The sequence below is a fragment of the Pseudomonas sp. Xaverov 83 genome, from assembly GCF_019352905.1.
Classification (GTDB): Bacteria; Pseudomonadota; Gammaproteobacteria; order Pseudomonadales; family Pseudomonadaceae; genus Aquipseudomonas; species Aquipseudomonas yamanorum.
In genome coordinates this window covers 145,206-167,449 of sequence record NZ_JAAAFU010000002.1, presented here as the reverse complement: position 1 = coordinate 167,449, position 22,244 = coordinate 145,206, and the positions used below count along the sequence as shown (strand labels likewise).

The 22,244-nt window shown below is 61.7% G+C and carries 22 protein-coding genes; 11 read left to right on the top strand and 11 right to left on the bottom strand.

Features of this window, described 5'->3' with window-relative positions; translation table 11 throughout:
• Positions 1-5: 5 nt before the first annotated feature.
• The gene (locus K0H47_RS00920; RefSeq protein WP_017476229.1) at positions 6-425 is read right to left on the bottom strand and encodes a hypothetical protein; all 420 of its coding nucleotides are present in this window, start codon (positions 423-425) and stop codon (positions 6-8) included.
• Between the two features lie 250 nt (positions 426-675).
• Between K0H47_RS00920 and hrpB the strand changes: the two genes are divergently transcribed.
• Positions 676-3,183: an ATP-dependent helicase HrpB gene (gene hrpB / locus K0H47_RS00915; RefSeq protein ID WP_219271762.1), complete on the top strand. Its 2,508-nt coding sequence runs from the start codon at positions 676-678 to the stop codon at positions 3,181-3,183.
• Between the two features lie 121 nt (positions 3,184-3,304).
• Here the strand turns inward: hrpB and K0H47_RS00910 are convergent, their stop codons facing one another.
• Both K0H47_RS00910 and K0H47_RS00905 read right to left on the bottom strand, forming a co-directional pair.
• Positions 3,305-4,393 (bottom strand): endonuclease/exonuclease/phosphatase family protein, encoded by a 1,089-nt coding sequence (locus K0H47_RS00910; RefSeq protein ID WP_219271759.1) that lies wholly within the window; start codon positions 4,391-4,393, stop codon positions 3,305-3,307.
• A gap of 41 nt (positions 4,394-4,434) precedes the next feature.
• Positions 4,435-5,094, bottom strand: coding sequence for a YciC family protein (locus tag K0H47_RS00905; RefSeq protein ID WP_177026239.1), 660 nt, complete (start codon positions 5,092-5,094; stop codon positions 4,435-4,437).
• A 179-nt stretch (positions 5,095-5,273) separates the two neighbouring features.
• On the opposite strand from K0H47_RS00905, the gene K0H47_RS00900 reads away from it, so the two are divergent.
• The 3 genes from K0H47_RS00900 (at position 5,274) to K0H47_RS00890 (ending at position 7,286) form a co-directional block, all read left to right on the top strand.
• Positions 5,274-6,044 carry a DUF2076 domain-containing protein gene (locus K0H47_RS00900; RefSeq protein WP_177026240.1) on the top strand — a complete coding sequence of 257 codons (771 nt, stop codon included), beginning with the start codon at positions 5,274-5,276 and terminating at the stop codon, positions 6,042-6,044.
• 129 nt (positions 6,045-6,173) lie between these two features.
• Positions 6,174-6,650 (top strand): NYN domain-containing protein, encoded by a 477-nt coding sequence (locus tag K0H47_RS00895; protein WP_017476223.1) that lies wholly within the window; start codon positions 6,174-6,176, stop codon positions 6,648-6,650.
• A 24-nt stretch (positions 6,651-6,674) separates the two neighbouring features.
• The gene (locus tag K0H47_RS00890) at positions 6,675-7,286 is read left to right on the top strand and encodes a PolC-type DNA polymerase III (protein ID WP_017476222.1); all 612 of its coding nucleotides are present in this window, start codon (positions 6,675-6,677) and stop codon (positions 7,284-7,286) included.
• Between the two features lie 370 nt (positions 7,287-7,656).
• On the opposite strand, the gene K0H47_RS00885 is transcribed toward K0H47_RS00890, so the two are convergent.
• Positions 7,657-8,118 carry an Lrp/AsnC family transcriptional regulator gene (locus tag K0H47_RS00885; RefSeq protein ID WP_010174823.1) on the bottom strand — a complete coding sequence of 154 codons (462 nt, stop codon included), beginning with the start codon at positions 8,116-8,118 and terminating at the stop codon, positions 7,657-7,659.
• Positions 8,119-8,278: 160 nt separating this feature from the next.
• On the opposite strand from K0H47_RS00885, the gene yedA reads away from it, so the two are divergent.
• On the top strand, positions 8,279-9,175 hold the full coding sequence (gene yedA, locus K0H47_RS00880) for a drug/metabolite exporter YedA (protein WP_177026241.1): 897 nt from the start codon (positions 8,279-8,281) through the stop codon (positions 9,173-9,175).
• Positions 9,176-9,223: 48 nt separating this feature from the next.
• A complete protein-coding gene (locus K0H47_RS00875; protein WP_017477873.1) occupies positions 9,224-10,555 on the top strand; it encodes a DEAD/DEAH box helicase in 1,332 nt (443 codons plus the stop codon).
• Positions 10,556-10,672: 117 nt separating this feature from the next.
• Here K0H47_RS00875 and K0H47_RS00870 read toward each other — a convergent pair whose 3' ends face one another.
• On the bottom strand, positions 10,673-11,905 hold the full coding sequence (locus tag K0H47_RS00870) for a TIGR03862 family flavoprotein (RefSeq protein WP_219271757.1): 1,233 nt from the start codon (positions 11,903-11,905) through the stop codon (positions 10,673-10,675).
• A gap of 172 nt (positions 11,906-12,077) precedes the next feature.
• A complete protein-coding gene (locus tag K0H47_RS00865; protein WP_219271755.1) occupies positions 12,078-12,998 on the bottom strand; it encodes a histone deacetylase in 921 nt (306 codons plus the stop codon).
• Positions 12,999-13,074: 76 nt separating this feature from the next.
• On the opposite strand from K0H47_RS00865, the gene K0H47_RS00860 reads away from it, so the two are divergent.
• From K0H47_RS00860 to K0H47_RS00850, 3 genes are read left to right on the top strand one after another with little or no spacing between them, the layout of a single operon-like run.
• Positions 13,075-13,644 (top strand): GNAT family N-acetyltransferase, encoded by a 570-nt coding sequence (locus K0H47_RS00860; RefSeq protein WP_017477870.1) that lies wholly within the window; start codon positions 13,075-13,077, stop codon positions 13,642-13,644.
• 41 nt (positions 13,645-13,685) lie between these two features.
• Entirely contained in the window at positions 13,686-14,555 is an 870-nt protein-coding gene (tesB, locus tag K0H47_RS00855) for an acyl-CoA thioesterase II (protein WP_017477869.1), read from the top strand.
• Complete coding sequence (locus K0H47_RS00850) at positions 14,552-15,139, top strand: HAD family hydrolase (protein ID WP_177026244.1); 588 nt, start codon at positions 14,552-14,554, stop codon at positions 15,137-15,139. Before tesB ends, K0H47_RS00850 begins: the two co-directional genes overlap by 4 nt.
• A 132-nt stretch (positions 15,140-15,271) precedes the next feature.
• Here the strand turns inward: K0H47_RS00850 and K0H47_RS00845 are convergent, their stop codons facing one another.
• The 3 genes from K0H47_RS00845 to K0H47_RS00835 all read right to left on the bottom strand — a co-directional run bounded on the left by K0H47_RS00845 (position 15,272) and on the right by K0H47_RS00835 (position 17,672).
• The gene (locus K0H47_RS00845) at positions 15,272-16,249 is read right to left on the bottom strand and encodes a hypothetical protein (protein WP_063026955.1); all 978 of its coding nucleotides are present in this window, start codon (positions 16,247-16,249) and stop codon (positions 15,272-15,274) included.
• Positions 16,250-17,140 (bottom strand): neutral zinc metallopeptidase, encoded by an 891-nt coding sequence (locus K0H47_RS00840; protein ID WP_219271753.1) that lies wholly within the window; start codon positions 17,138-17,140, stop codon positions 16,250-16,252.
• A gap of 115 nt (positions 17,141-17,255) precedes the next feature.
• Complete coding sequence (locus K0H47_RS00835; RefSeq protein WP_017477865.1) at positions 17,256-17,672, bottom strand: hypothetical protein; 417 nt, start codon at positions 17,670-17,672, stop codon at positions 17,256-17,258.
• Between the two features lie 187 nt (positions 17,673-17,859).
• On the opposite strand from K0H47_RS00835, the gene K0H47_RS00830 reads away from it, so the two are divergent.
• The gene (locus tag K0H47_RS00830; RefSeq protein ID WP_017477864.1) at positions 17,860-18,738 is read left to right on the top strand and encodes a DMT family transporter; all 879 of its coding nucleotides are present in this window, start codon (positions 17,860-17,862) and stop codon (positions 18,736-18,738) included.
• A 5-nt stretch (positions 18,739-18,743) separates the two neighbouring features.
• Here the strand turns inward: K0H47_RS00830 and K0H47_RS00825 are convergent, their stop codons facing one another.
• The gene (locus K0H47_RS00825; protein ID WP_063026959.1) at positions 18,744-20,078 is read right to left on the bottom strand and encodes an MFS transporter; all 1,335 of its coding nucleotides are present in this window, start codon (positions 20,076-20,078) and stop codon (positions 18,744-18,746) included.
• Between the two features lie 119 nt (positions 20,079-20,197).
• Entirely contained in the window at positions 20,198-20,335 is a 138-nt protein-coding gene (locus tag K0H47_RS00820; protein WP_157721300.1) for a hypothetical protein, read from the bottom strand.
• Here K0H47_RS00820 and quiC point away from each other — a divergent pair.
• Positions 20,334-22,232 carry a 3-dehydroshikimate dehydratase QuiC gene (gene quiC / locus K0H47_RS00815; protein WP_201140862.1) on the top strand — a complete coding sequence of 633 codons (1,899 nt, stop codon included), beginning with the start codon at positions 20,334-20,336 and terminating at the stop codon, positions 22,230-22,232. The genes K0H47_RS00820 and quiC overlap by 2 nt on opposite strands.
• The last annotated feature ends 12 nt before the right edge of the window (positions 22,233-22,244 follow it).

Genomic DNA, 22,244 nt, shown 5'->3' with positions numbered 1-22,244 from the left:
AGTCCTTAAGCGGCAGGTTGAAGGCCCAGGGTGGCGAGCTGTTGCACGCTGCCCTTGAACTGGATCATGCGCGGGTCGTCCAGCGGCAGGTTATGCCCGGTTTCTTTCTGGATGATGGTTTGCAGCTTGGCGTTGTCGACCTTGCCGTCGGCGCCGATGGCTTGCTGGAGTTTTTCCGGGGCCACCTGGGCGGTTTTGCCTGGTTCGAAATAAATCGCGCCGGTGGCGAAGTCGACACCAAAGGCGATCAGACCCGGGATCACGTAGAACAGCAGGCCGACCGCATCGAGCACGGCAATCGCCGGGTCTATCTTGCCGTCGATCTGGCCACGGCGGTCGGGGTAGAAAATCGAGCCGCACGCCGTCAACTGGCTCAGCAGAGTGACGGCCAGAACACCGCCGATGACACGGGAAGCAACACGCATGGGACTCTCCTTGAACATAATGAAAGTGACTATAAGCCAGTCTACAAGGCGACGATGATCAAATGTGGGAGCTGGCTTGCCTGCGATGGCGGTGGTTCAGTGTCAGGTGTGTTGGCTGACACACCGCTATCGCAGGCAAGCCAGCTCCCACCTTTGACCGCATTCCAGTCAGGACAGGGCCGTGTCGTTGAGACCACCACCGGCACCCGGCAGTTCGCCGTTATACTCGCCGCTCTGCTTTGGAGCCAGTATGAATTCGTTGCCAATCGATGACGTTTTACCCGCCCTGCGTGACGCCTTGGCGACGCGCCATGAAGCCGTGCTCGAAGCACCGCCCGGCGCCGGTAAAACCACACGGGTGCCGTTGGCGCTATTGAATGAACCCTGGCTGGCCGGGCAAACCATCTTGATGCTCGAACCCCGCCGCCTGGCCGCCCGTGCAGCGGCAGAAAGGCTGGCCAGCGAACTGGGGGAAAAGGTTGGCGAAACCGTCGGCTACCGCATTCGCCTGGACAGTAAAGTCGGCCCCAATACGCGGATCGAAGTGGTCACCGAAGGCATCCTCACTCGCCGCTTGCAGGATGACCCGGCGCTGGACGGTGTAGGTTTGTTGATCTTCGACGAATTCCACGAGCGCAGCCTGGACGCCGACCTGGCGCTGGCCCTGAGCCTCAATGGCCGAGACCTGTTTCGCGACGAGCAGCCACTGAAGATCCTGCTGATGTCCGCCACCCTGGAAGGCGAGCGCCTGGCCGGGTTGCTGGACGACGCACCGATCCTGCGCAGCGAAGGGCGCATGTACCCGGTGCAAATGCGCTGGGGCCGGCCATTCCAGCCCGGCGAATTTATCGAGCCACGGTTGGTGCAGACCATCCTTGAAGCCCTGCATGATGAAACCGGCAGCGTGCTGGCTTTCCTGCCGGGGCAGGCCGAGATTCGTCGGGTTTATCAGCAATTGGCTGACGCGCTGGGCGATAACACCGAGGTGCTGCTATGCCCGCTGCACGGCGAACTGGACCTGGCCGCCCAACGTGCCGCCATCGACCCGACGCCTGCCGGCCAGCGCAAAGTGGTGCTGGCCACCAACATTGCCGAGACCAGCCTGACCATCAATGGCGTGCGCGTGGTGATCGATGCCGGGCTGGCGCGGGTCCCGCGTTTTGACCCGGGCAGCGGCATGACCCGTCTCGACACCCAGCGCATCTCCCGCGCCAGCGCCACCCAGCGTGCCGGCCGGGCAGGGCGACTGGAACCGGGGGTGTGTTATCGGTTGTGGTCCGAGGATCAGCATGAAGGACTGGCGGCCTATTCCAGCGCGGAAATTCTCTCGGCGGATCTTTCCGGTCTGGCGCTGCAATTGGGCCGCTGGGGCGTGGCGCCGACTCAGTTGGTGTGGCTCGACGTGCCGCCCACCGCCGCTTATGCACAGGCTCAGGATTTGCTTGAGCGATTGGGGGCGTTGAGCGATGCCAAGCTGACTGCCCACGGCCAGAAAATGGCCGGGTTACCCGCGCACCCGCGTATCGCTCATTTGCTGTTGCGAGGTCAGGATTTGGGCCTGGCTAACATGGCCTGTGACGTGGCGGCACTGTTGGGGGAACGCGATATCTTGCGCGGCGCCGGTGCGGATTTGCACAGTCGCCTGGCGTTGTTATCCGGCGAAGAAAAGGCCCGTGGCACCCAGGGTGGCGTGCAGCGCGCCAAGCAACTGGCCCGGCAGTACCGTGGCTATTTAAGAGGCAAGGCTGAGCAACCGGTTGCCGATCCCGACCACCCGCGCTGGCTCGGCGCGTTGCTGGCGCTGGCCTACCCGGACCGTGTGGCTCAGCAACGCCGTGCGGGCGGTGCTGAATACCGCCTGGCCAACGGCCGTGCCGCGTTGTTCGCCGAAGCCGACAGCCTGATGAAACAACCCTGGCTGGTGATCGCCGATCTGGGCAGCCGCCAGGGCCAGCGCGAAGAACGGATTTACCTCGCGGCGGATTTTGATCCGGCACTGTTCGACTCGGTATTGGCCGAGCAGGTGCGTAATGTCGACCAGCTTGACTGGGATGAGCGAGAAGGCGTGCTGCGGGCCGAACGCCAGCGCAAGGTCGGCGAACTGGTGATCAGCCGCGAGCCGCTGACTGGCCTCGACGAGGCTGCCCGCAGTCAGGCGCTGGTCAACCTGGTGCGGCGCAAAGGCCTGGAACTGCTGCCCTGGACCCCGGAACTGCGCCAATGGCAGGCGCGGGTGATGCTGCTGCGTGATCTGGATACCGGCAAGGCCAGTGAATGGCCGGATGTCAGCGACAGCGCCTTGCTCGCCAGCCTGGAACACTGGTTGATGCCGTACCTGGGGAAGGTGTCGCGCCTGAGCCATTTTTCCAATCTGGATATTTCCAGCTTCCTGCATAACCTGCTGCCGTGGCCGTTGCCTGCGCGGTTGGACGAGTTGGCGCCGCACCATCTGAAGGTGCCGTCCGGCTCGTCGGTGCGGCTCGACTACAGCGAGCAGCCGCCGATTCTGGCGGTGCGTTTGCAGGAGTTGTTCGGGCTGGCGGACACCCCACGGATCGCCGGCGGGCGGCAGGTGGTCAAGCTGCACCTGTTGTCACCGGCAAGGCGCCCGGTGCAGGTAACCCAGGACCTGGCCAACTTCTGGCGCAGTACTTATGCCGAGGTGAAGAAGGACTTGAAGGGGCGGTATCCGAAGCATTATTGGCCGGATGATCCGTTGATTGCTGAACCGACGGCCCGGATCAAACCGAGAAAGTAAGCGCGATGAAGATCAACTGTGGGAGCTGGCTTGCCTGCGATGCAGGCAACTCGGTTTTTCAGTGGCCCCGCGGCGATGCTATCGCAGGCAAGCCAGCTCCCACACCATTTTGCAGTGTTAGTTACTGCGCGGCCGGCAACAGGAATCGCGCAATCACCGGCAAGTGATTGGAGATAAGCACCGTATCGCTCTGCCGCACCTTGCTCTCGACCTTTTTGATACGCGAACTGTAGAACAGGTAGTCCAGCGTACGATCCGGTCCGTCCACGGTCGGGTCATTCGGGAAATACGTCAGCCATTTATCCCGATCAATGCCGCTGGATTGGCTGTTGCTCGGGACCATCGGGTACTTTTCCCACAGCAGGTGCAGCTCACTGTCCGGTGAATATTGCCCGCGTTTGCCGGCGTCCAGGCGCAGGAATTGCCCCAGCGGCAACAGGTTGAAATCCCCACCCATCAGCCATGGCGTGCCACGGCTTTCGAATTTATCCACCAGCTTGACGGTCGCCTGCACCTGTTCCAGCACCGCGTTGTGCCCAGGGGCTGTGCCGTCCAGGCGGGTATTGAGCACGGCCAGCTGGCCGCCGTCGCTCAACGGCAGGTAGGTCAGCAATAACGCGGGTTTGGCCTGGAATTGACGGCTGATCAGGTTGGCGCGGGCCACGGGTAATTGCAGGCGCTCGGCGTGTTCGATCTGATAGCGGCTCATGGTCACCAGCTTGCGACCGACGCTGCCGAAGATGTGCAAGTCGGGCACGAAGTCGGCTTTCCAGTCGAAGGCCTGGGCGCTGCACGGGTAGAGGTCGGCCAGGCGTTCCTGGAGCAAGGCCAGTTGGTCCTGGTAGCTGGACGGCTTGGCGCCTTCGTCGACTTCCTGCAACAGCAGGATGTCGGGCTGTTCGTCGCGGATCACCCGGGCCACTTCGTCCAGGCTTGAAGCCATGTCCTCAACGGTAGGGCGGTCGTCCGGGCCACTGCCGTCCGGAGTGTCGTACCAGAACACGTAGTTCTTGCCCGCCAGGTACTGCACGTTCCAGGTCATGACTTTGAGCGCCTGGCCCGGCAGCAGCGTCGGCGCTCGGGGCGCGACGCAGCGGATGGGCAGGGTTTCCTTGTCCGCAGGGCGCCAGGTCAGGCTGTAGATCAAGCCGGTCAGCAGGGCCGCGAGGATCAGCAGGCCCAGCAAGGTAATGCGCAGTAGTCGGGTCATCGGCTCGGCTTATGGCGTTGCAGGACAAGGCCCGGAGCATATCACCGCGCGTCGGCGTCGCCACCAATCAACATGAACAGGCGGAACAACACTACGCTGGTGAACAGCTGCAGAAAGCTTTGCGCGCTGTCCATCAGCAGGCCAAGCAGCGGGTTTGGGTCCGGGTAGACTGCCACGCTGGCGCCCTTGAGCAACCACAGTGGGGTCATGACGCACAGCAGGCACACCAGGATGCGCCAGAAATGCCCACGGGTCAGGCGCAGGCTTTCCTTCATGGCCGACAGCGCCGACATACCCCGCAGTACCAGCAAGTATTCGGCGAAGGCCAGCACCACCATCAGCCACAAGCCCGGCAGGAAATACAGAGACAGACCCAGCAGGATCAGCAGCGTGCTGACTGCGGTCAGCAAGGCGAAGCGCGGCCACAGGGTCAGGGCCATGGCCAGCACATCCAGGGTGCGCGGCGATTCGCCCCGGGTGCGGGCGTCGAGGAACAGGATCAGTGCGCCGGTGTACAGCGGATACACCAGCAGCCCGACGATCACGCTGTAGCCGGGAAATGCATCAGGGCCGAGGGTGTGGTCGAGCACCTGTTGCAGCAGGGCCTCGAGGATCACCAATGGCAGGCACAACTGCACGATGGCGCCCAGGTTGCGCTTGAAAAAGAAGAAGGAGTCGCGCAGTACGTCTAACGGATTCATCAGGGTCTTCACAGGCCGAAAAGCAAGGGCGTTACTTTAACCGATCATGAGCAGATGCAAGCAAACGTAAACCTTGCGTAAAGACCATTGAAACAATCAGTAACAGCCCCATAACTAGGCTGTACCTTGCACATCATGCGCAAGGCGAAGATTTCTACCGGCAATCTAACGAGGTCGCCATGAACAGCGAAGAGCAAACCCTGATCGATGGACTGTTTTCACGGTTGCAGCAAGCCGAAACGGACTCAGCCCCCCGCGACGCCCAGGCTGAAGCGCGGATCAAGGAGCACGTCACTCGCCAACCGGCCGCTGCGTACTACATGACCCAGTCGATTCTGGTGCAAGAGCATGCAATCAAGAGCCTTGATGCGCAGAACAAGCAGCAGGCCCAACAAATCCAGCAATTGCAGGACGAACTGCAACAGGCCAGGTCCCAGGCGGCGCAGCCTGCACCGAGCAGTGGCGGTTTCCTGTCGAGCATCTTTGGTGGTGGCTCCCGCGACCCGCAGCCTGCCCAGAGTGCGCCTGCATCTTCCGGGGGTGGCTGGCGTGAACCGGCGCGTCCGTCGTTTGGTGGCCAACCCGCGCCACAGCAGAACTACGGTGCCCCACAGCAGAATTACCAGCAGCCACAACAGGCCCCCGCAGCGCCAATCGGCAGCGGCTTCCTCGGCGGCGCACTGAAAACTGCAGCCGGCGTGGCCGGTGGTGTGATGCTGGCAGAGGGCATCAGCAGCCTGTTCAACCACAACTCGCAGCAGCCGCAAGTGGTGGAAGAAATCATCCGCGAAGAACCAGCGCCGGCCAGCGACAACGGCAATTGGGGTAACGACGACCAGAAATTTGCCGGCAACGACAGCTGGGGCAGCGACAACGGCTCCGACAGCTTCGCCGACAACGACTATTCCGACGACTCCTCCTCCTTTGGCGACGACGATTCCTTCGTCTGACCCACACTCAACCGGGGCGCTTCGTCGCCCCGGGCTGATTTTTCTCGGAAACTGCCTTGTGGCTGGCATACTGGCAACCTTTCCGGGCCTTTGAGCCCGGGGTCCATGCGCGTGTCATGAGGATTTGCGGTGAAAAAGATAGCCGTGTTCGCCGATGTACAAAACCTCTACTACACCGTGCGCCAGGCGTACGGCTGTCACTTCAACTACGCCGCCCTGTGGGCTGACATCAGCCAGCGCGGGCAGATTGTCGAGGCGTATGCCTATGCCATCGACCGTGGCGACAGCAAGCAGCAGCAGTTCCAGCAAATCCTGCGCAACCTCGGTTTTACCGTGAAGCTCAAGCCTTACATCCAGCGCAGCGACGGCTCGGCCAAGGGTGACTGGGACGTGGGCATCACCATCGACATCATGGACGCCGCCGCCCATGTCGACGAAGTGGTGCTGGCTTCCGGTGACGGTGATTTCGACATGCTGCTGGACCGCATCATCAACAAGCACGGCGTCGAGGCTGTGGCCTACGGCGTGCCGGGGCTGACGGCCAACTCACTGATACGCGCCGCCAGCCGCTACGTGCCGATCGAAGGCGCGTTGCTGCTTAAATAGATTTTCGACGGAGTTGGAACAGGTTTGGAACGTATAGCGGTCATCGACTTTGAAACCACCGGCATCCAGCCGAGCAGCAGCTGCCGGGCCACGGAAATTGCCGTGGTCATCCTGGAGCAGGGCCAGATAGTGGACCGCTACCAGAGCCTGATGAACGCCGGCGTACGCGTGCCGGGGTTTATCGAGCAACTGACCGGCATCAGCAACGCCATGCTGCGCACCGCGCCGTCGGCGGAGCGGGTGATGAACGAGGTGAACGAGTTTGTCGGCACCACACCGCTGCTGGCCCACAACGCCGCGTTTGACCAGAAGTTCTGGGATTTCGAGTTGGGGTTGATCCGGCGCACCCGTTTGCAGAAGTTTGCCTGTTCATTGTTGCTGGCGCGGCGCTTGATGCCAGCGGCGCCTAACCACAAGCTGGGCACGCTGACCTCATTTGCCCAACTGCCCCACACCGGCAAGGCTCACCGGGCGATGGCGGATGCGGAGATGGCGGCGAACCTTACCGCGCATCTGGCCCAGGAACTGCGCCGCACCCACGGGTTGCGGGAGCTGTCACACGAATTGCTGTGCAGCTTGCAGAAGGTTCCGGCGGCGAAGATCAATGATCATTTGAAGAAGCATCGCGGGTTCTAAGGCGCTCAAGCCGAATGCCCTCTTCAACATGGCGAAGATCCAAATGTGGGAGCGGGCTTGCTCGCGAATGCGCCGTGTCAGTCAGCACATGTGTCTACTGACACACCGCTTTCGCGAGCAAGCCCGCTCCCACATTAGTTTTGCGGTGTTATCGAGGCTGTAAGCAGTCCAGCGACCGATCCACCACCACCTTCGCCATCTCCACCAAAGCATCACCGCCCGCTGCTGCCCGTGCCAGGCAGCTTCGAACAAAGGGAAGTGGTGAAGCTACTGACATCATCGCAGGCAAGCCAGCTCCCACAGTTGAGCGCGGGTGTTTCAGGCAACTCGGTCAACTGTGGGAGTCGGACTTGCCCGCGATGGGGATAGATCAGCCACCATTCTTCCCATTCCCCTCCAACTGCCCCAACGGCACCCGCCGCTCTATCGCGCTCGACAAGATGATCGAGGTCTTGCTGAACCCGAACTTCGCCACCCGATTGATCAAACTCTCCAACTCCGGCATCGAGCCCACCGCCGCCTGCATGATCACGCACGGATCCCCGGTCACCCGATGGCATTCAGTCAACTCGGGGATTTCCGCCAGGGCGTCGTACACCTTCTGACTCCCATGATTGGTCAACCGCAACTCAATCACGCACTGGATCGGCAGCCCCACCTTCGAAAGGTCGACTTTGGCCTGATACCCGGTAATCACACCACTGGCTTCCAGTTTCGCCACCCGCTCGGCCACGGCGGGCGCCGAGAGGTTCACGGTGCGCGCCAATTGCGCGTAGGACGCGCGGCCGTCTTCTAGCAGAGCGCTGAGAAGCATGCGGTCGTATTTGTCCATGATAAGGCTCCGGGAATCCATAGCTTTCGAAAGCACGGTTTATAGCCTTGATAACCATGTTTTGAAAAGTGTACTGGCGCTTTAAACAGGTTTTGTAACTTATGTTTACGGCCGGAGATTTCTAAAATAACGCTCCCTTGTCCTGCCGCAGAGCTGCCCAATGCCTGGCCCACGTCGCTTTCCCTTACCGTTGATCGCCGCCTTTTTTGCGCTGTATGTGATCTGGGGGTCTACCTACCTGGTGATTCGCATTGGTGTGGAGTACTGGCCGCCGTTGTTGCTGGCGGGGATTCGCTTTATGACAGCGGGTGCGCTGATGTATGCCTTCCTGCGCTGGCGCGGGGCGCCGGCGCCGACTTGGGTGCAGTGGAAGGCTGCCGCGAAGATCGGCATTTTGCTGCTGACCTTCGGTAACGGTGCGGTCAGTGTGGCCGAACATACGGGCGTGGCGTCCGGGGTTGCCGCGTTGGCGGTGGCGACGGTGCCGTTGTTCACGTTGCTCTGTGGTTATTTCTGGGGCGCGCGTAATACCCGTCTGGAATGGGCCGGGGTGGTGCTGGGGATTATCGGCATCGCCATGCTCAACATGGGCTCCAACCTGCAATCGAGCCCCACCGGTGCGGCCTTGCTGATTTTTGCCGCGGCGGCCTGGGCCTTCGGGTCGGTGTGGAGCAAGCATTTGCCGCTGCCGCAAGGCGCCATGGCCAGTGCGGCGGAGATGCTGATTGCCGGTGTAGTGCTGCTGGTGCTGAGTGCCGTCAGCGGTGAACACCTGCAAGCCATGCCACCGCTGGAAGGCTGGCTGGCCCTGGCGTACTTGACCGTGTTTGGTTCGATCATCGCCTTCAATGCCTATATGTACCTGCTCAAGCACGTACGCCCGGCGGCGGCCACCAGCTATGCCTACGTCAACCCGGCGGTGGCGGTGTTGCTCGGGATTGTGTTTGTCGGCGAGACCATCGGCACGGAAGAAGCCCTGGCGATGTTGGTGATCATCAGCGCGGTGTTGCTGATCAGCCTGCCACAGTGGCGAAAGCCGAAACCGGAAATAAGGTAAACTGCCGCGCATTGCGACCTTGCGCTGACTTTTTCCTACGGTATTTCCATGACTTTCGCCACACTTGGCCTGATCGAACCCTTGCTGCGCGCCCTTGAGACGCTTGGCTACCAGACCCCGACGCCGGTGCAGGCGCAAGCCATTCCGGCGGTGCTGGCCGGTCGCGACCTGATGGCTGCGGCCCAAACCGGCACCGGCAAGACCGCCGGTTTCGCCGTGCCGCTGCTGCAGTTGCTGACCATGGAAGGGCCGAAAGTCAGCGCCAACTCGGTGCGCGCGCTGATCCTGTGCCCGACCCGCGAACTGGCCGAGCAGGTTCACGCCAGCGTCGCCGAGTACGCTCAACACCTGCCGCTGACCACGTACGCCGTATACGGCGGCGTGAGCATCAACCCGCAGATGATGAAGCTGCGCAAAGGCGTGGACGTGCTGGTCGCCACCCCTGGCCGCCTGATCGACCTGTTCCGCCAGAACGCGCTGAAACTCAACCAGCTGCAAACTCTGGTGCTGGACGAAGCCGACCGCATGCTCGACTTGGGCTTCTCCGAAGAACTGGCGAACATCTACCGCATGCTGCCGAAAAAGCGCCAGACCTTGCTGTTCTCCGCGACCTTCTCCGACGAGATCCGCCAGTTGGCGGGGCAGATGCTGATTGATCCGCTGACCGTCGAAGTCAGCCCGCGCAACGTTGCCGCCAATACTGTTAAGCAGTGGGTGGTGCCGGTGGACAAGAAGCGCAAGGCGGAACTGTTTGTGCACCTGATGCGCAAGGGCCGCTGGAAGCAGGTGCTGGTGTTCGCCAAGACCCGCAACGGCGTGGATGCGCTGGTAGAGAAGCTCCAAGGTCTGGGCATCAATGCCGACGGGATTCACGGCGACAAACCACAAGCCACTCGCCAGCGCGCGCTGGATCGCTTCAAGAGCAGTGACGTGCAGATTCTGGTGGCTACTGACGTAGCGGCCCGTGGCCTGGATATCGAAGACTTGCCACTGGTGGTCAACTTTGACCTGCCGATCGTGGCCGAGGATTACATCCACCGCATCGGCCGTACTGGTCGTGCGGGCAACACCGGTGAGGCGATTTCCCTGGTGTGTGCGGATGAAGTAAACATGCTGTCGGCCATCGAGATGCTGACCCGTCAGACATTGACCCGGAAGATGGAGCAGGACTTCGAACCGGAGCATCGCGTGCCGGATACCGATGCCACTGGCCAGGTGGTGAAGAAGCCGAAAAAGCCGAAGAAACCCAAGGCGTCCGGTGGCGGCAAGCGCAACCTGGGCAAGTGGGTGGAGAGTGGTGAAGTGTCGGTGGCGGAGCCGTCGATCAAGCCGGTGCGCAAGGTGCCTGCGTTTAATACTGGGCCGCGTAAGAAGAAGTAAGCCTTAAGGATCGTTCCCACGCTCTGCGTGGGAATGCATCCTGTGACGCTCTGCGTCAGCTTCAGAAGCGGACGCGGAGCGTCCTGAGCGGCGTTCCCACGCGGAGCGTGGGAACGATCAGTTCTTCAGCCATTCCAGCACGCCGCGCCCAGCCACTCGCCCGCTGGCAAAACACCCCGTCAGCAAGTACCCGCCCGTCGGTGCTTCCCAATCCAGCATCTCGCCTGCGCAAAACACACCCGGCAATTGCTTGATCATCAAGCGTTCATCCAGTACCTCAAACGGCACACCGCCCGCCGTACTGATGGCTTCGTCCATCGGCCGGGTTTTCACCAGCGTCAGCGGCAACGCCTTGATATCCGCCGCCAACTGAGCTGGATCGTTGAAATGCTCGGCCGGGGTCAATTCCCGCAGCAGCGCCGCCTTCACCCCGTCCACTCCCAACTGACTGTGCAAATGCTTGCTCATCGAGCGTGAGCCACGTGGCTTGCTCAACGCCGCAATCACCTTGTCCAGCGGCTTGCCCGGCAACAGGTCGATATGCACCGTGGCTGATCCATCCCGGTTGATCGCCTCACGAATCGGCGCCGACAACGCGTAGATCAGGCTGCCTTCGATGCCCGTGGCGGTGATCACGCATTCACCCAGCCGAGGTTTATCGTCCGCTAACCCGATGGCGACGTTTTTCAACGGCGCCCCGGCGAATTTGCTGACCATCAATTCGCTCCAGGCCGACACCTCGAAGCCACAGTTACTCGGTTGCAACGCTGCGTAAGGCACGCCTTTGTCTTCCAGCAACTTCAGCCACGCCCCGTCCGAACCCAGTCGCGACCAGCTGCCGCCGCCCAACGCCAGCAGCACCGCATCCCCGCGCACACATTTGTCGCCTTCGGGGCTGTGGATAAGCAGGCTGTCGTCGGGATTCCAGCCCACCCAGCGATGACGGGTGTGGATAACTACGCCCTGGTCCCGCAGGCGCTTGAGCCAGGCGCGCAGCAGCGGGGCGGCTTTCATGTCGGTAGGAAACACCCGGCCGGAACTGCCGACAAAGGTTTCAATCCCCAGCCCATGTATCCATTCGCACAACGCTTCGGCACCGAACTGACGCAGCAATGGCGCCATGAACGGCGCGCGCTCGGCGTAGCGCGACAAAAACGCCGGGTAGGCTTCGGAATGGGTGATGTTCATGCCGCCGACGCCCGCCAGCAGAAACTTGCGGCCCACCGACGGCATACCGTCGTACACGTCGACCCGGACCCCGGCCTGGCTCAACACTTCCGCGGCCATCAGCCCGGCGGGGCCGCCGCCGATGATGATGACGTGTTGAGGTGAGGTTTGAGTCTGGGGCATGGGGATAACTGCGGTTCGGCAAAGTAGGCCGAGCATTCTACCCGAGGACGGCGAACCTGCCTGATCAAAAAATGAACAGCCTTCTGCAGGCCATACAACTTATGGCTTGCAGCGGCTTTCACTCAGGTTATCCACAGGCAGTTCCACAGCGATTGTGGGTAAGGTGCATAACTCAATGACAACCTGATGACGTCCAGACCCGCTGCGCGCTGTGGTGCAGGATTCCGTGGCGACGGGCCAGGGCAGGGCGGTCTTTGCTGTAGCCGCCGCCGATCACGCCGACCACCGGAATATCGCGGCCCAGGCAGTGGCGCATCACGCTTTCATCGCGGGCGGCGACGCCTTGGTCTGTCAGCTTGAGGTAGCCGAGGGCGTCGTCCTTGTGCACATCTACGCCGGCGTCATACAGCACCAGGTCGGGCTGATACAGCGGCAGCAGGTAATTGAGGGCATCGTCGACCACCTTGAGGTAGTCCGCGTCGCCCATGCCCATCGGCAGCGGGATGTCCCAGTCGCTTTCGGCCTTGCGGGCGGGGAAGTTCTTTTCGCAGTGCAGGGACACGGTGATCGCGTCCGGGGTGTCGTGCAAGATGCGCGCGGTACCGTCGCCCTGGTGCACGTCGCAATCGAAGATCAGCACCCGGTTGACCTGGCCGCTGGCCAGCAGGTAATGGCTGATCACCGCCAGGTCATTGAAGATGCAGAAACCCGCCGGGTAATCGTAGTGGGCGTGGTGGGTGCCGCCGGCCAGGTGGCAGGCCAGACCATGCTCAAGGGCCTGCTCGGCCGCCAGCAACGAGCCGCCCACCGCGCGCACGGTGCGCCGGGCCAGGGCTTCGCTCCAGGGCAGGCCGAGGCGCCGCTGGTCTTCGCGGGACAACTCGCCGCTCATGTAGCGTTCGATATACCCAGGTTCATGGGCCAGGGCCAGAATCTCGGCTGGGCAGAGTTCCGGTCGCAGCAATTGGCTGTCCCGGGTCAGGCCGCTCTCTACCAGATGGTCACGCAACAGGCGGAATTTATCCATGGGGAAGCGGTGGTCTGCCGGGAACTCGGGGCTGTAGTCGTCGTGGTAGATCAGTGGCAAAGGCATGGCGATTTCTGACGGGAACCAGCGACGGATCTTAACAGCGCGTTACACTCACGCACATGGCAAGGGAGGGGGATCAATGGAGCCAATACTGCAATTGGAAAGCGCACGCTTGGTGCTGCGCCAATGGAGCGATGCCGACTTGCCGGAGTTTGCGCGCATGTGCGCCGACCCGCAGGTGATGCGTTATTTCCCGGCCACCTTGAGCCGCCTGGAAAGCGCTGCGCTGATCGGGCGTATTCGCGGCCATTTTGCCGAATACGGTTTTGGCCTGTGGGCGTTGCAGCGTAAAGATAGCGGCGAATTCATCGGCCTCACCGGCTTGCTGAATGTCAGCTTCGAGGCGCCGTTCACCCCGGCGGTGGAAATCGGCTGGCGCCTGGCCAAGGAACACTGGGGCCTGGGCTACGCCAGCGAAGCCGCCTGGACCGCCCTGCGCTGTGGTTTCGACCGGCTGAAGCTGGACGAGATCGTTTCGTTTACCACTGAAGCCAATCTGCCATCACAAAAAGTCATGCAGGCCATCGGTATGCATTACGATCCCCTGGCAGATTTTGAACACCCCAAGGTCGCAGCGGATGACCCGGTGCGGCATCATGTGTTGTATCGCATCACCCGCGCCCAATGGTTGGACACGCTGCACGGATAAGCAGCCCGGAATGCCCAATAGATTGTTGTAGGAGATGCTCTATGAGCCAAGTGTTGGAAGATCTGGTGGACCTGCTGACCCTGGAGCCGATCGAGGAAAACCTCTTTCGCGGCCGCAGCCAGGACCTGGGCTTTCGCCAGCTGTTCGGCGGCCAAGTGCTCGGCCAGTCGCTGTCGGCGGCCAGCCAGACCGTTGAAGAGGCGCGGCATGTGCATTCGTTGCACGGTTACTTCCTGCGCCCGGGCGATGCGGCGTTGCCGGTGGTGTATTCGGTCGACCGGGTGCGCGATGGCGGCAGTTTCAGCACGCGCCGGGTGACGGCGATCCAGAAGGGCAACCCGATCTTCACCTGCAGCGCTTCGTTCCAGTACGACGAAGCAGGCTTCGAGCATCAGACCACCATGCCCGTGGTGGTCGGCCCGGAAAACCTGCCCTCGGAGCTGGAGCTGACCCAGCAGCGCGCGCACCTGATTCCTGAGCACATGCGCGAAAAACTGCTGTGCCCCAAGCCGATCGAAGTGCGGCCGGTGACCGAGAAAGACCCGTACAACCCGCAGCCGTCCGACCCGGTCAAATACGTGTGGTTTCGTGCGGATGGCGCGTTGGCTGACTCACCGGCGCTGCACAAATACCTGCTGGCTTACGCCTCGGATTTCGGCCTGCTGACCACTTCGCTGCTGCCCCATGGCAAGACGGTTTGGCAGAAAGACATGCAAGTCGCCAGTCTCGACCACGCGCTGTGGTTCCACGCCGACCTGCGTGCCGATGACTGGTTGCTCTACGCCATGGACAGCCCGTGGGCCGGCAATTCCCGTGGGTTCTCCCGGGGCAGTGTGTACAACCGCGCCGGGCAACTGGTGGCGTCGGTCACCCAGGAAGGCTTGATTCGTCATCGCAAGGATTGGGCATGAGCCTGAGTGATGTGAAGCATTGGGTGTTCGACATGGATGGCACCCTGACGGTGGCCGTGCATGATTTTGCGGCGATTCGCGTAGCGTTGGATATTCCGGCGACTGACGACATTCTTACGCACCTGGCGGCATTGCCCGCCGACGAAGCAGCAGCCAAGCATGCGTGGCTGCTGGAGCATGAGCGCGAGTTGGCGCTGGGCTCGGTGGCGGCGACCGGTGCGGTGGAGTTGGTGCGGGAATTGGCCGGGCGCGGTTATCGGCTGGGCATCCTGACGCGCAATGCGCGGGAGCTGGCCCATGTGACGTTGCAGGCGATCGGCTTGGCGGACTGCTTTGCGGTTGAGGATGTGTTGGGGCGCGATGATGCGCCGCCCAAGCCTGATCCGGGTGGTTTGTTGAAGCTGGCGCGAGCGTGGGAAGTGACGCCGCAAGAGATGGTGATGGTCGGTGATTACCGCTTTGATCTGGATTGTGGGCGGGCGGCGGGGACCAAGACGGTGTTGGTTAACTTGCCGGATAACCCGTGGCCGGAGCTCGCGGATTGGCATGCCGAAGATTGCGCGGTATTGCGCCGGATGCTCTAACCCCAGGCAATGAAGATCAAATGTGGGAGCTGGCTTGCCTGCGATGCAGACACCGCGGTGTATCAGTAACACCCAGGTGATGCCATCGCAGGCAAGCCAGCTCCCACATTTTTGATCCGGTTTCTTCAGTGGTTATGGAAACAACACCTTCTGCCCTTCAGGCGACGTAAACATCTTGTCCCCGTCATGCCCAACCCCCGGCACTTCCACCAGCTTGTGGCCCAACTGCGGGTGCCGCTGCTTGAGGTAGTCAAAGTAGTTGTGCCCGCGAATCAAGCGATACGCGCCCTGGGTTTCAGCCCCGCAGCTCTTATCCAGCGCCGGGTGATTCGGGTCGGTGTCCTGCTGGCCCAGCAGGTAAGTGACATTACGCGAAACGTAAGCCTGCTCGAGTTGCTCGGCACTTTGCCCCTTGGCATAGGCCGGCAGGTTTTGCATGCCGTATTTCCAGTCATTGAAATCAGGGCAACTGGAAACATCGAACTTCACCGGACGCTGCGGGCTGAAGTAGGCGTAGGACGAAGGGTTCGCCACCACGTAGCGCAAGCTGATGCCTTCGGTTTGCAGCAGCGGGTGATCATGCCCGGTCAGGGCAAAACGCTGCACCACCTGGCCGCCGCCGGAATGACCGGCCACCACGATTTCCTTCAGGTTCGGGAACAGCTTGCGGTTGCCCAGGTGCTTGATGATCTGGTCCAGCGCGCCGTAGGAGCTGATCTGGCCCGGGCCGGTGGACGGCTCGCCGGCCATCCAGTCGTTGCTGTTCCAGCGCAGGGTCTGGTTGTCGACCTGGTTGCGCTTGATGTCGGTCTGGTTGAGAAACTGCGGCGCAATCACCAGGGTGTTGGCGTTTTGTCCTGCGTCTTTGGCGGCCTTTTCGCCGCTGTCCAGGTAGGTCATGGCGTTGCGCAGGCGGCCATGCACGATGATCAGCGCGCGGGTGACTTGAGGCAGCGGCTGGCGCCAGTCCTGGCTCAAGCCGACGCTCAGGTCGCCGGCATCCAGGTGAAAACGATCGGGGCTGACCACCTTGACGCCATGCTCGGCGGCCCAGGTGGAGGAGGAACAGGTGATCAACAAACCTAACAGCAGACCCAGTCGTTTATTCATTTAAAGGCTCTTGGCGGTAAAGGTGTCGCATTGAGTGATCTGGCCCTGGGCGAAGCCGGTCTTGAACCAGCGAACCCGCTGTGCCGAGGTACCGTGGGTAAACGAGTCAGGTACCACGCGGCCCTGGCCCTGTTGCTGCAAGCGGTCATCGCCGATGGCGTTGGCCGCATTCAATGCTTCTTCAATGTCGCCAGGCTCCAGCCAGTTCAGGCGCTTTTGCGCCCGGTTGGCCCACACACCGGCGAAGCAGTCGGCTTGCAGTTCCTGGCGTACCAGCAGGCCGCCGTCGCCTTGCATCTGCCGGCCTTGCTGGCGGGCTGCCTGAATCTTCGCCGAGATGCCCAGCAGCGTCTGAACGTGGTGTCCGACTTCATGGGCAATCACGTAGGCCTGGGCGAAATCCCCGGCGGCCTTGAAGCGTTGGGACATTTCCCGGAAGAAATCCAGGTCCAGGTATACCTGTTGGTCTGCCGGGCAATAGAACGGCCCGCTGGCGGAGGTGGCGCCACCGCAGGCGGAGTTCACCCGACCGCGGAACAGGATCAATTTGGGGTTCTTGTAGGTCAGGCCGTTTTCCTGGAACACCTGGGCCCAGGTGTCTTCGGTGTCGCCGAGGACGGCGCGCACGAAGTCGACCTGTTCATCATTGGCCGGTGGCGCCTGGCGGGTTTGCGGGCTGACGGAGGGCGCTTGCTCGGTGAGCTGGCCGCTGAGTTGCCCGAGGATCTGCATCGGGTCCTGGCCGGTCAGCCAGCCGATGCCGACGATCAGCACGATGGCCGTCAGGCTCAGGCCCTTGCCGCCGCCAAAACGCATGCCACCGCCACCGCCGCCACTGTCATCGCGGGCGTCCACCACGTTGTCGCTGCGTCGGCCTTTTTTCCATAGCATGTGGCAATCCTCTTGATGGTTCTGCAGCTCAGTGTTGTTGGTGTGTAGGGTTGGCGCCAGTCCGGCTGTCTGACGATGCTAAACGCTGTGTCGGCCGGCCTATATGAAGCTTCTGTCAGTCGCGGCAATAGCCTTCGCCGGTGTCGACGATCAGGCAGTCCTTCTTGTCGGCCAGCCATTTCAGGCCAGTGGCTTCGCCGTCGCCGGCGCTCAGGATCTGCGGGCCGTCCGGGCGTTCAAAGGTGATGCCGTCTTCGGATGCCTGGCCCTTGAAGGTGCCGGAATCATCGTCATCCAGGCCGTATTTCATGGTCAGTACATAGTGGCCACGGCCGATGCTGTCGTCCTTGGCGATGGTCAGGTTCAGGCCTTCGACGCCAATCCACTTGCCGACCCATTTGTCGGTGGGCAGCACTTCCGGTACCAGCGTCGCTTGGACGGAGGGCGGTGCCGGCGCCTTGGCGGTCTCGGCTTGCTTGTCGCAGGCGCTGAGCAGCGCCAGGGTCGAAAGAATCAACAGGGTTTTTTTCATGGTACGAAGGCCTTGGTTAAAAAAACGCGCAGTGGGCGGGGCGGCGTGAAGCGTTGGACTGGAAAACCGCAATTTAGTGCGCTGTTCGAACAGTGTTTGGTTATGCTCTTGAGCGAGGCGCTTTACCCGTTCTAGATTATGCCGCGGTATGCGGCGGTCATTTCAGCCTGCCACTCAAGAGAATGCAATGACCCTCAGCACCCCACTTTCCGGCGTCAACCACCCCCTCAAAGGCATTTTGCTGATTGTGGTGGCTACTTTTCTGTTTTCCAGCCACGACGCGCTGTCCAAATACCTGGCCGGGTTCTACCCGATCGTGATGGTGGTGTGGGCCCGTTACCTGGTGCACACACTCTTGATGGCCGGGATTTTCCTGCCGCAATCAGGGCTGCGGGTACTGCGCAGTAAACGACCGTTGCTGCAGGTGGCGCGGGCCTTGTGTCTGCTGGGCACCAGCCTGTTTTTCACGGCGGCGTTGCACTTTATCCCGTTGGCCGAGGCCACGGCGGTCAACTTTCTTGCGCCGATTCTGGTCACCGCCTTGTCGGTGCCGCTGCTGGGTGAGCACGTGACCCGTGGCCAATGGCTGGCGGTGATTTGCGGGTTCATCGGGGTGTTGATCATTGTGCACCCCGGCGGTGAGCTGTTCACCCCGGCGGTGTTGTTGCCTCTGACGTCCGCGCTGTTCTTCTGCTTCTACCAACTGCTCACCCGCATCCTCAGCAAGTACGACACGCCCACCACCAGCAACTTCTTCGCCGGGCTGTGCAACACCTTGGTGATGAGTGCGCTGGTGCCGTTCTTCTGGCAAGTGCCGAGCCTGTGGCATGGGGTGTTGATGCTGGCGCTGGGCAGTTGCGGGATGACCGCGCACTTGATGCTGACCCAGGCCTTCCGCTTCGCGGCACCGGCCTTGCTGGCGCCGTTCGGCTATTGCCAGATCGTGTTTGCGGGGTTGTTGGGCTGGCTGGTGTTTAACCACACCCCGGACCTGACCACGGTGGTCGGGATCGGGGTGATTTGTCTGAGCGGGTTGGCCGCTGCCTGGCAGCAGCGGCGCAGGTAGGAAATTCAGACCTCGACGGTCGGAATCTTGCGCGGCGCCATGAAGTACATCCAGATCAGCGCGATGAAGTACATCGCCGGAATCAGGGTGAACAGCACGGTGTAGTTGTTGTTGGTCACGGTCAGGATATGGCCGACGATCTGGGTCATGAACATCCCGCCGATGGCCGCGCACATGCCGCCAAAACCAAACACCGTACTCATCATGTGCTTGGGCGTGTAGTCCATCACCAGGCTCCAGATGTTGGCCGTCCAGGCCTGGTGCGCGCCGATGGCCAGGGAGATGGCAAACACCGCGACCCACAGCTGGCTGGAACCGGCGGCCATGATCACCCCGACGATGCAGCAGGCGAACAGCAGCATCGACAACAGCCGCGCCTTGATCGGATTCATCCCACGGCCGATCAGGAACGAAGACAGAATCCCGCCGCCAATGCTGCCGAAGTCCGCCGTCAGGTAAATGATGATCAGCGGGATGCCCATCTGGGTCACGTTGATGCCCAGGTTGTATTGCTGATTCAGGAACGGCGGCAACCAATACAGGTAGAACCAGAACACCGGTGCGGTCATCGAGTAGGCGAGGGCGAAGGCCCAGGTGCCGCGCATCCGCAGGATGCGGCTGAACGGCACGCGGGGTTGTTCCGGTTCGACTTCCTGCTGCACGTAGTCCAGTTCCGATTGCTTCACGCTCGGATGGTCTTCCGGGTTGTAGTACTTGAGGCCCCAGAACAGCAGCCAGATCCCGCCCAGTGCCGACATGCACAGGAAGGCGGCCTGCCAACCCCACACGTGAAGGATCAGCGGCAGCAGCATCGGCGTCATCATCGCGCCGACGTTGGTGCCGGCATTGAAGATCCCGGTGGCCACGGCACGCTCGCCGGCAGGGAACCACAAGCGGGTGGTCTTGACGCAGGCCGGGTAGTTGGCGGCTTCGGTCAAACCGAGAATGAACCGGCAGACCATAAAGCCCACCGCCGAGGTGGCCAGGCCGTGGGCGCCGGTGGCCAGGCTCCACAGCAGCACCGCGCAGAAGAACACGCGCTTGACGCCGACCCGGTCGATCAGCCGACCTTGCAGCACAAAGCCGATGGCGTAACCCACCTGGAACCAGAAGTTGATGTTGGCGTAGTCCATCGCCGTCCAGCTCATTTCCTTGGCCAGGATCGGTTGCATCACGCCGAGGGCGGCGCGGTCGATGTAGTTCAGGGTGGTGGCGAAAAACACCAGGGCCAGCATGCCCCAGCGGGTTTTACCGACAGCCATGGCGCCACGGATTTTGTCGCCGATGCCGCTATGGGGATTGCTGTGGCGCACGGCCACGGCGGGATTTTGCGAAGGCATGAGGAAGTACCCGTTTTTTTGAAATTTTTATGGTGTGTTCAGGGTCTTGGTTAACCGAGGCCACTCAACCCGAGCGGGACTCAATGTGCTGTCGATGGTGCGCAGAGGCTAAAAAATCGTCAATTCGCCGATTGCCATTCTGTTCGATAATCGCCCATAAAACTAACCGGTTCGTACATTTCAATTGCTGTGATGAACCTGGCGGCCAATAATTTGCCGTAAATAAGACCTGCTTCATCTGCCGGGAGTCGCCCCATGCAACGCTCCATCGCCACCGTTTCCTTGAGCGGAACCTTGCCGGAAAAACTCGAAGCCATCGCCGCTGCCGGGTTTGATGGCGTGGAAATCTTCGAAAACGATCTGCTGTATTACGACGGCAGTCCGCGGGAAGTTAGGCAGATGTGCGCCGACCTCGGCATTGCCATCACCTTGTTCCAGCCGTTCCGGGATTTTGAAGGCTGCCGCCGCGACCGCCTGGCGCGCAACCTTGAACGAGCCGAGCGCAAGTTCGACTTGATGCAGGAGCTGGGCACCGACCTGGTGCTGGTGTGCAGTAACGCGTCAGCCGATTCTGTTGGCGATGAAAGCATTCTACTGGATGACCTGAGCCTGCTGGCCGAACACGCTAGCCGGCGTGGCCTGCGCATTGGCTATGAAGCGTTGGCCTGGGGCCGGCACGTCAACACGTGGCAACAGGTGTGGAACCTGGTGCGCAAGATCGATCATCCGAGCCTGGGCGTGTTGCTCGACAGCTTCCACACCCTGTCCCTCAAGGGCGACCCGAGCGCCATTGCCGAGATTCCCGGCGACAAGATTTTCTTTGTGCAGATGGCTGACGCGCCGATCCTGGCCATGGATGTACTGGAATGGAGCCGGCATTTCCGCTGCTTCCCCGGGCAAGGCGAGTTCGACCTGGCGGGCTTCCTTGCACCCATCATCAAGAGCGGCTACACCGGTCCGTTGTCGTTGGAAATCTTCAACGACGGCTTCCGCGCCGCGCCGACTCGGGCCAACGCCGCCGACGGCCTGCGCTCGCTGCTGTACCTGGAAGAGAAGACTCGCCAGCGGCTGGCGGAGGAAGCCAAACCTGTCCCAGAGATTCTGTTTGAAACCCCGGCCGCCAGCGAATACGACGGCATTGAATTCCTGGAATTTGCCGTGGATGAAAACCTCGGTGCCAAGCTCACTTCATGGCTGGAGCGCCTGGGCTTCGTCAAGGCCGGGCAGCATCGCTCCAAGAGCGTGAGCCTGCTGCGCCAGGGCGATATCAACCTGATCCTCAACTGTGAACCCTATTCCTTTGCCCACAACTTCTTCGAGGCCCACGGCCCGTCGTTGTGCGCCACGGCGATCCGCGTGAAGGACAGCGCCAAGGCCCTGGAGCGTGCGGTGGCCTACAAGGGCCAGCCGTATCGTGGCCTGGTCGGCCCCAACGAGCTGGAGCTGGCGGCCGTTCGTGCACCGGATGGCAGCCTGATCTACCTCGTCGACCAGAACGAAGGCGGCCTCTACGACACCGATTTCAACCTGCAAACCGCGAGCGCTGCCAGCGGCGGCCTGCTGCGCATCGACCACATGGCCATGGCCTTGCCTGCCGACAGCCTCGACAGTTGGGTGCTGTTCTACAAAAGCCTGCTGGATTTCGAAGCCGATGACGAAGTGGTGCTGCCCGACCCCTACGGCCTGGTGAAAAGCCGGGCACTGCGCAGCCGCTGCAGCTCGATTCGCCTGCCGCTGAATATTTCCGAGAACCGCAACACCGCGATTTCCCACGCGCTGTCGAGCTATCGTGGCTCGGGCGTGCACCACATTGCCTTCGACTGCGCGGACATTTTCAGTGAGGTCAGCCGGGCCAAGGATGCCGGTGTGCCGCTGCTGGATATTCCGCTGAACTACTACGATGACCTGGCAGCGCGGTTTGATTTCGACGACGAGTTCCTCAGCCAGTTGGCGTACTACAACGTGCTGTACGACCGCGATGCCCAGGGCGGTGAACTGTTTCACGTCTACACCGAGCCGTTCGAAGGACGGTTTTTCTTCGAGATCATCCAGCGCAGGAACGGCTACACCGGTTACGGCGCGGCCAACGTGGCGGTGCGCCTGGCCGCCATGGCCAAGTCCCGCAGCGGTGCGACGCGCCAAGCCAGGTTGTAAGGTGCCGGCGCT

Bases quoted from the DNA above. Each gene is read 5' to 3' on its own strand.
- K0H47_RS00920 (WP_017476229.1), bottom strand. From the start codon at position 425: ATGCGTGTTGCTTCCCGTGTCATCGGCGGTGTTCTGGCCGTCACTCTG.
- hrpB (WP_219271762.1), top strand. From the start codon at position 676: ATGAATTCGTTGCCAATCGATGACGTTTTACCCGCCCTGCGTGACGCC.
- K0H47_RS00910 (WP_219271759.1), bottom strand. From the start codon at position 4,393: ATGACCCGACTACTGCGCATTACCTTGCTGGGCCTGCTGATCCTCGCG.
- K0H47_RS00905 (WP_177026239.1), bottom strand. From the start codon at position 5,094: ATGAATCCGTTAGACGTACTGCGCGACTCCTTCTTCTTTTTCAAGCGC.
- K0H47_RS00900 (WP_177026240.1), top strand. From the start codon at position 5,274: ATGAACAGCGAAGAGCAAACCCTGATCGATGGACTGTTTTCACGGTTG.
- K0H47_RS00885 (WP_010174823.1), bottom strand. From the start codon at position 8,118: ATGGACAAATACGACCGCATGCTTCTCAGCGCTCTGCTAGAAGACGGC.
- yedA (WP_177026241.1), top strand. From the start codon at position 8,279: ATGCCTGGCCCACGTCGCTTTCCCTTACCGTTGATCGCCGCCTTTTTT.
- K0H47_RS00875 (WP_017477873.1), top strand. From the start codon at position 9,224: ATGACTTTCGCCACACTTGGCCTGATCGAACCCTTGCTGCGCGCCCTT.
- K0H47_RS00870 (WP_219271757.1), bottom strand. From the start codon at position 11,905: ATGCCCCAGACTCAAACCTCACCTCAACACGTCATCATCATCGGCGGC.
- K0H47_RS00865 (WP_219271755.1), bottom strand. From the start codon at position 12,998: ATGCCTTTGCCACTGATCTACCACGACGACTACAGCCCCGAGTTCCCG.
- K0H47_RS00860 (WP_017477870.1), top strand. From the start codon at position 13,075: ATGGAGCCAATACTGCAATTGGAAAGCGCACGCTTGGTGCTGCGCCAA.
- tesB (WP_017477869.1), top strand. From the start codon at position 13,686: ATGAGCCAAGTGTTGGAAGATCTGGTGGACCTGCTGACCCTGGAGCCG.
- K0H47_RS00850 (WP_177026244.1), top strand. From the start codon at position 14,552: ATGAGCCTGAGTGATGTGAAGCATTGGGTGTTCGACATGGATGGCACC.
- K0H47_RS00845 (WP_063026955.1), bottom strand. From the start codon at position 16,249: ATGAATAAACGACTGGGTCTGCTGTTAGGTTTGTTGATCACCTGTTCC.
- K0H47_RS00840 (WP_219271753.1), bottom strand. From the start codon at position 17,140: ATGCTATGGAAAAAAGGCCGACGCAGCGACAACGTGGTGGACGCCCGC.
- K0H47_RS00835 (WP_017477865.1), bottom strand. From the start codon at position 17,672: ATGAAAAAAACCCTGTTGATTCTTTCGACCCTGGCGCTGCTCAGCGCC.
- K0H47_RS00830 (WP_017477864.1), top strand. From the start codon at position 17,860: ATGACCCTCAGCACCCCACTTTCCGGCGTCAACCACCCCCTCAAAGGC.
- K0H47_RS00825 (WP_063026959.1), bottom strand. From the start codon at position 20,078: ATGCCTTCGCAAAATCCCGCCGTGGCCGTGCGCCACAGCAATCCCCAT.
- quiC (WP_201140862.1), top strand. From the start codon at position 20,334: ATGCAACGCTCCATCGCCACCGTTTCCTTGAGCGGAACCTTGCCGGAA.
- K0H47_RS00820 (WP_157721300.1), bottom strand. From the start codon at position 20,335: ATGGGGCGACTCCCGGCAGATGAAGCAGGTCTTATTTACGGCAAATTA.